General features: G+C 66.0%; 7 protein-coding genes. 2 read left to right on the top strand and 5 right to left on the bottom strand.

Annotated elements, in window-relative coordinates:
* A partial coding sequence (locus tag WBB07_RS04980) for an enolase C-terminal domain-like protein (RefSeq protein WP_526305335.1) occupies positions 1 to 768 on the bottom strand: 768 nt, incomplete at its 3' end.
* Between the two features lie 122 nt (positions 769 to 890).
* Entirely contained in the window at positions 891 to 2,132 is a 1,242-nt protein-coding gene (locus tag WBB07_RS04975) for a cytochrome P450 (protein ID WP_526305333.1), read from the bottom strand.
* An 89-nt stretch (positions 2,133 to 2,221) separates the two neighbouring features.
* On the opposite strand from WBB07_RS04975, the gene WBB07_RS04970 reads away from it, so the two are divergent.
* Entirely contained in the window at positions 2,222 to 2,839 is a 618-nt protein-coding gene (locus WBB07_RS04970) for a TetR/AcrR family transcriptional regulator (protein ID WP_526305331.1), read from the top strand.
* Here WBB07_RS04970 and purU read toward each other — a convergent pair.
* From purU to WBB07_RS04955, 3 genes are all read right to left on the bottom strand, one after another.
* Positions 2,821 to 3,702: a formyltetrahydrofolate deformylase gene (purU, locus tag WBB07_RS04965; protein WP_526305329.1), complete on the bottom strand. Its 882-nt coding sequence runs from the start codon at positions 3,700 to 3,702 to the stop codon at positions 2,821 to 2,823. The two genes, WBB07_RS04970 and purU, sit on opposite strands and share 19 nt — an antisense overlap.
* A 103-nt stretch (positions 3,703 to 3,805) precedes the next feature.
* Positions 3,806 to 4,510, bottom strand: a complete 705-nt coding sequence (locus WBB07_RS04960) for a DUF899 domain-containing protein (RefSeq protein ID WP_526305327.1) — start codon at positions 4,508 to 4,510, stop codon at positions 3,806 to 3,808.
* 92 nt (positions 4,511 to 4,602) lie between these two features.
* The gene (locus WBB07_RS04955) at positions 4,603 to 5,361 is read right to left on the bottom strand and encodes a hypothetical protein (protein WP_526305325.1); all 759 of its coding nucleotides are present in this window, start codon (positions 5,359 to 5,361) and stop codon (positions 4,603 to 4,605) included.
* Positions 5,362 to 5,466: 105 nt separating this feature from the next.
* On the opposite strand from WBB07_RS04955, the gene WBB07_RS04950 reads away from it, so the two are divergent.
* Positions 5,467 to 7,319 (top strand): ATP-binding protein (locus WBB07_RS04950; RefSeq protein WP_526305323.1); only part of this gene is annotated, 1,853 nt, incomplete at its 3' end.

Raw genomic sequence — 7,319 nt, 5'->3', positions numbered from 1 at the left:
GTACTCGAGGACCCCCGCCAGCCCGGAAGCAACCTTCAGAGACGTCTCGGCCGTCCAGGCCGCGTTGGGATCCAGCCGCAGCGCGTGGTTCGGAAACTCCTGACGCAGCGCGACAACCGCTGCCATCTCTTCCTCGGGGGCAAACACGCCTCCCTTGAGTTTGATCGCGGTGAATCCGTAGTCGTCGATCATTCGACGTGCCTGCGCGACGATGCCGGCCGGATCGAGCGCCTCACCCCAGGTATCCGGCTCCCCTCCGGGGTGGGCAGCCCACTTGTAGAACAGATACGCGCTGAAGGGAATCTCCTGGCGGACCGCTCCGCCCAACAAGTCGGCGACAGGACGTCCCATTGCGTGCCCCTGCACGTCCAGACAGGCCACTTCGAACGGGGAGAACACCCGGTCCACCACACTGGCAGAGGTGATCATGCCGGCCAGCCCGGAGCCGTCACCGGTCCGGTCACCTCCGATGGCGTCCGAGACTGCGGCACGAATCATATTGAGCTCGAAGACATCACGTCCCCGGATTGCCGCAGCGGCTGCTTCGAGTCGGTGCAAGTGCACAACATCGGCATAGGTCTCGCCCAGTCCAACCAGACCGGCATCGGTGTCGAGTTGGATGATGGCACGCAGCGCCCACGGCTGATGCACCCCAACCGCGTTGAGCAGCGGTGGATCGGCAAACGCAACCGGGGTGATCCGGACCCCCGTGATCAGGATCCGTCTGGACGAACCCAACGCCGATGAAACAAACCCCGAGGTGGTCACCTGGCCTACGGTAGGTGCGAGATCAACACATGTCCAAGACCGATTTTGCCTGTCAAAATCCAAGAAACGCATCAATCAAGGTTCTGATCGCATCACCAGGGTGCTGTAGCACCGGCGACCCCTCAGCGATAGGCGACCTGCAGTTCCTTGATGCCGTTGATCCAGCCCGACCTCAGCCGCTGCGGATCGGCGAGCACCGAGATGTCGGGGGCCAGATCGGCGATGGCTTCGAAGATGAGCCTGATTTCGGTTCTGGCGAGGTTCGCACCGATGCAGTAGTGAACACCGTGTCCCCCGAATCCCAGGTGCGGGTTCGGGTTCCTGGTGATGTCGAATGTGTGCGGCCGGTCAAAGACCTCGTCGTCGAAATTGGCTGAACTGTAGAACAAGCCGACTCGCTGCCCCGCGCGCACCGTGACGCCCCCGACGTCGGTGTCGACCAGCGCGGTGCGCTGAAAGCAGTGCACCGGGGTGGCCCACCGTACGATCTCGTCGACCGCGGTGCCCGGCCGTTCCCGCTTGTAGAGGTCCCACTGCTCGGGGTTCTCAGCGAACGCGATCATGCCGTGGGTCATGGCATTGCGGGTGGTCTCATTGCCCGCCACCGCCAGCAGGATCACAAAAAACGCGAACTCGACGTCCCCCAGCGAGTCACCGTCGACATCGGCTTCGATGAGCCGGGTGACGATGTCGTCAGCCGGATTTCGCCTGCGCTCCTCGGCCATCGCGTAGGCGTAACCCATCAATTCTGCGTTGACCACCGCTGGGTCGACGTTGTTGAAATCCGGATCGTCGGTGTTCATGATCGCGTTTGTCCAGTCGAACAGCCTGCGGCGGTCGACATCGGGAACCCCGATGAGATCCGCGATCGCCGCCAACGGCAGACCCATCGCGATGTCTTCGACGAAGTCGCCGCTGCCCTTGGCCACAGCAGTCGCGACGATCTCACGTGCGGTGTGTTCGAGCTTGGCCTCCAGCGCCGCGACGGCTCGCGGCGTGAACAACCGGGACACCAGCTTGCGTAGCCGGGTGTGCGACGGCGGATCCTGGTTGACCAACAACGCCTTGGTGAATTCCAGCTGATCGGCGGTGACTCCGTCCGGGAGCCGCATCACCGCACCTTTGGCATTGGTGGACCAGACCTCGCCATCGCGTGAGATCTGTTTGATGTCCTCATGCTTGGTGATCACCCAGTAGCCGCCGTCGTCGAAAATCGACGCGCCGGGTGATTGGTGATTCCACCACACCGGTGACGTACGCCGCAGTTCGGCAAACTGGCCGACTGGGATCCCACCCTCGACGACGTCGGGAGAGGTGAAATCGAACCCTTCGCCGAAGCGACTGTGGTCATCGGTGACCGTCATCACGCCCCTTTTCTGGACACCTGTACGAAATATATGTCCGAGGCTAGCGGCCGGCGACCGGTCCTGACAAGCCGCCTATTCTTGGATCCGTGTCCAGCGAAGTGGTGGCCGATCCACAGACCGCACCGGCGAACGCCCGCAAGCGCGACCGGCGTCCCGAACAGACCATCCGCAAGGTCCTCGACGCCGGCCTCGAGGAGCTGCACCACACGTCGTTCAACACCGTGACCATGCGCATGGTGGCGGCTCGCGCGGGCGTGTCACCCGCGAGTGCCTACACCTACTTCCCCTCCAAGAGCGCGCTGGTGGCAGCGATCTACCTACGACTACTGCGAGATGCACCCGTCCGCACCGACGTCAACCAGCCCACCGCAGAGCGGGTGAGCACCACCTTGCGCGAGATGGCCCTGGTGGTCGCCCACGAACCGGAACTGACTGCCGCCTGCAGCGCCGCCCTGATGGCAGACGACCCCGCTGTCACACCCATCCGGGAGCAGATCGGCGCCGAGGTGATCACCAGAATTCAGGCATCACTGGGACCGGGTTGGCCGCCCTCGGTGGGCACCACCCTGCTGATGACGTTTGCGGGAGCCCTGATGACGGCCCGCTTCCTGTCGTTCAACCAGATCGCGGGTCAGCTCGACGACGCAGTGAACCTGGTCCTCAGCGGAGCCGGGCAGACACCGGATCAGAAAACGACGGTCTGATTGCCGTACCGGATGATCCGGTCTTCGCAGTGCCACAGCACCGCCCTGGACAACACCGCACGCTCCACATCGGCGCCCAACCGGACCAGGTCAGCCACCTCGTGGCGGTGGTCCACCCGCACCACGTCCTGCTCGATGATCGGTCCCTCGTCGAGGTCGTCGGTCACGTAATGTGCGGTCGCACCAACCAGTTTCACCCCGCGCTCCCGCGCCCGGCGGTACGGTGCAGCCCCGATGAACGCCGGCAGGAAAGAGTGGTGGATGTTGATCACCGGACAACCCACCTCATCGAGAAACGTGGGTGTCAGGATCTGCATGTAGCGGGCCAGCACCACAAGATCGACATTGCCCCGCAGGAGATCGAGCATCCTGCTCTCCGCCTCGCCGCGGATGTCCTTGTGCGCGGGCACGTGGATGAACGGAACCCCGAACGGCCGGACCTGTTCTGCGAGGTCGGAATGGTTGCTGATCACAAACACCACGGACATGTCGAGTTCGCCGCGGCGATTGCGCCACAACAAGTCCAGGAGGCAGTGGTCCTCACGGGAGGCCAGGATCGCCACCCTCTTGGGGCGCGAGGCCTCAGTGAGCCGGAAGTCGATGTCGAAGCGGCCGGCGATGTCCTGCGCGAACCGAGCACTGAGCTCGTCGCGAAGGGCAGCCAGGCCCGGAAGGTGAAAGATGGTGCGCTGCAGAAACGTCCCGCCCTCAGCCGCCGTGGAATGCTGATCCAAGGACACGATGTTTGCACCGGCCTCGGTCATGAATGCGCTGATCGCCGCCACGATTCCCGGCTGATCGGGGCACCGCAGCAACAACCGTCCGATGTCGGCACCGGATCCCACGCTGGAACCCACTGGCATCAGCACTCCCCACTAGTCGGGCCTGGACCCCTGGACCCTACCGGTGGCCGACCGGTTTCGGGTCATCAGCCTCCAGATCCCGGACCGGGGCGGACAACCTGGGTCATTCCTGGTCCTTTCCATACAATTTCGCGATATCCGGGCTGTCCAGCCATCCCGAGTAGGTCGGCCGAGACGGCCAACCGGCAGGAGAATCCAGCCACTCCTCCTGACGACCCCAGGGCAGCAGATCGATCAGCGCAAACGTATGGCTCAACTGTTCGGTGCCGCGCCCATTGGTGTGCCAGGTTCGGTATACGGCATCTCCCTGCCGCAGAAAGACATTCACCCCAAAGCCCGCTCCCGGCGCGGCGTCCACATCGGCACCGAACGAGCTCTCCGACGACGAGTACCACGGCATTTTGTTACCCACCTTGTCGCGGTAGGCCAACGCCTCGTCGATGGGTCCGTTTGTGACGATCACGAATCGGGCGTCATAGTTTTTCAAGAAGTCCAGGCGAGTGAACTGGGACGTGAATCCGGTACACCCGCCGCATTGCCACTCGGCACCGTCGGTCCACATGTGGTGGTAGACGATCAGCTGGGTGCAGCCCTCGAACACGTCGGCCAGCCGAACCGGGCCGTCCTCACCGATCAGCGTGTAGTCGGGCATGGCCACCATCGGCAACCGGCGGCGCTGGGCGGCTACCGCATCCAGTTCCCTGGTGGCGGCTTTCTCCCGCCGCCGCAGCTCATCGAGGGCGGCCCGCCAGGTGTCGTGATCGACAACCGGTGGTGCAGCGCTCGCAGGTGGTGTTGCCGTAGCCATGAATCCTCCTACAGGTGTTGTTGTACATCCGATCACCTGTACTGACCCGATCCGGGCCCGGAAATCATCGTCACCCGCGCAAAGCGCTCACCTCACCCCGCCGCGGCAGCCGGGACGTGCTCGGCGATCCAGGCACGGCCCCGCTTCGCCGCACGGGACAGCGCGCCGAGCTCACCAAAATAGTGAGCGACCACACCGACGACCGGCAACATGCCCAGGGTCCGGAACGGCGCCCGCGGGTGGGGACGTTTGGCGAGCTCGTCGCCGACCGCGTTCAACACACCCATCAGATGCCATACCGCTTTGGCGACGCCAACCGGATTGCGCGGGATTTGTGACAGGCCCGGCCCGGTGCCCTTGTCATCTCCGTCCGGAACCGCGGCAAGATCACGTTCACACAGCACCGCGGCCAGCAGGCGCACCTGCTGCCCCTGGTCGGTGACACCGCACTCCCGCGCCACCGCACACAGCACCATCGCCTGATTGGCGAAACCGAGCAGATCCTGCAGGGGAAGACGATTCGCCATCACTCCCAGAAACCCGGGAAACGCGACAGCCATGGTGTTCACCCCACCGACCCGACACACCCACCACCCGATCCGCTCGTCGGTGTCGAGATCTTCCCAGGCCGTGGTACCGGGTACGTCGGCGACATTGAGAACCCAGCCGAGCGCATCGCCGACCTTGGCCATCGGGCCTTCGGAGGCTCGATAGGTACGCTGCTTCACCCGGAGTGGGTCGGTGCCCCACAAGACGTCCAGCAGCGGGCCGATGACCCGCACAGCGTTTCCCAGAACGTCCGCGACATCGGCATCGGAGAGCGTCACGTTCGGCGACGGCAACAGGTTCATCTGTGCATGATGTCCCATCGGCCCCACCGGCAAACGCCTTATGTCCACGGTCACGTCCGCTCCAGGGGTGGTGAGGCGTCACTGCACTGCATATCCTGGCCGGCGATGAGCGACATCAGGATCACCCTCTTCGGACCGCTGACGGTCGAGGTTGCCGGTGAGGTTGTCGACCTTCGCGGCCCCCGCCCCCGGGCAGTGCTGACCCGACTGGCCGTCGCCGGTGGCGCCGTGGTGTCCCCCGACCGGATCATCGACGACATCTGGGCCGGCGAACCACCACCGAAAGCACTGGGTGGTCTGCAGGTCCACATCTCGAATCTGCGGCGGGTCCTCGAGCCGGAACGCACCCGGCGGACCCCGGCCCGGATTCTGGTCAGCGCCGCCCCCGGTTACGCGCTACGGCTTCCCGTCGACGCGGTGGACACCTGGCGGTTCGAGGCGCTGTTGCGCGACGCCGAAGCCAGCACCGAGCCGGCCGCCCGTGTCGGACTGTTACGGGCCGCCCTGGACTGCTGGTCGGGGCCGGTGCTTCCCGAGTTCGCCGACACCGACTGGGCGTCCCCGGAAATCACCCGCCTGACCGGGTTGCGGGCCGCGGCCGTCGAGAACCACGCCGCCCTCGGGCTCGAATTCGGCTATGAAGCGACGCTCATCCCGGAGCTGGAACGCCATGTCGCCGACGAGCCGCTGCGGGAAGAAGCCGTCCGGCTGCTCGCGTTGGCGCTGTATCGCGCCGGCCGCCAGAGTGAGGCGCTGGCCCAACTCCGGGCGGCCCGCGACCGCCTGGCCGACGAGCTGGGCCTCGACCCCGGTCCGGCCCTGCGCACCCTGGAGACCAAGATCCTCGCGCAGTCCGCGGATCTGATCGACAGCCGTCGTGACATGCCCACGGCCGCAACACCGGTGGTTCCCGTCCACGCCGTGGCACCGGCACCCCGAGAACGGCATCTAGCCACCCTGGTCGGACGTTCGCCCGAGCTGGTGCGCATCGACGCCGCAGTCGATACGGTGCTCGCCCACGGATTGCGGGTGGTGTGGATCGGCGCCGAGGCCGGTGCCGGCAAGAGCACCCTCACCGACGTGGTGGCGGACCGACTGCCGCAGCGCGGGTGGACCGTCGCGCGGGGTCGTTGCCCCGAGGTCGACGGTGCTCCCCCGGCGTGGGCCTGGTCGGAAGTGGTGCAGTCACTCGGGTCGGCGGCACCCGCGCTCGGCTCGGCGTTCGATATCGCGGTGTCGGTGGGTGCTGCGCTCCGTCGGGCGAGCAGTGCCGGCCCGCTGCTGGTGGTCCTCGACGACCTGCACCGCGCCGACGGCGCCACCCTGCAGCTGCTGCGCGGATTCGCCCACGATCTGGCGGATCGTCGGCTACTGGTGCTGGCGGCCTACCGCAACACCGAGACCGGTCCGGACCTGACCGCCACCTTCGCCGCGCTGGCAGCGGTCACCGCGGAACGCTTGGAACTCGGCGGCCTCTCTCGTGCGGGCATCAGGGTGCTGATCCGCGAGCACGCCCCCGACGGTGGCTTCGAGCTGGACACCGATGTACTCGACCTGTTGATCGATCGCACCGGCGGCAATCCACTGTTTGTCACCGAGTTCGCGCGACTGCTTGCCGCCGAGGGACGGACAGCAGCCACGGCGAGCATCCCCGCCGGTGTTCGGGATGTCTTGCGGCGCCGCCTGTCCCGGCTTCCCGGGACCGCCCGAACAGTGCTACAGCAAGCGGCAGTGCTGGGTCGGGAGCTCGACGTGGACCTGCTGCTCAAGATTGCCCGCCGCGACGAGGACGAGGTGCTCGACGGCCTGGAAGCCGCTGTGCTGGCCGGCCTGCTCGACGAGCCGGGTCCGGGGCAGGTCCGGTTCACCCATGCATTGGTGCGCGACACCCTCTACGAGGACACCCCCGCGCTGCGCCGCGCCCGCTGGCACTCCGCAGCCCTGGCGCAGCTACGGAG

The sequence above is a fragment of the Mycobacterium sp. genome (assembly GCF_049647605.1).
Lineage (GTDB): Bacteria > Actinomycetota > Actinomycetes > Mycobacteriales > Mycobacteriaceae > Mycobacterium.
Note: the sequence above shows the minus strand (reverse complement) of the source record. Positions and strands in the feature narration are given on the sequence as shown.

Excerpts from the sequence above, each read along its gene's own strand:
- WBB07_RS04975 (WP_526305333.1), bottom strand. The coding sequence starts at position 2,132 with ATGACGGTCACCGATGACCACAGTCGCTTCGGCGAAGGGTTCGATTTC.
- purU (WP_526305329.1), bottom strand. The coding sequence starts at position 3,702 with ATGCCAGTGGGTTCCAGCGTGGGATCCGGTGCCGACATCGGACGGTTG.
- WBB07_RS04955 (WP_526305325.1), bottom strand. The coding sequence starts at position 5,361 with ATGAACCTGTTGCCGTCGCCGAACGTGACGCTCTCCGATGCCGATGTC.
- WBB07_RS04960 (WP_526305327.1), bottom strand. The coding sequence starts at position 4,510 with ATGGCTACGGCAACACCACCTGCGAGCGCTGCACCACCGGTTGTCGAT.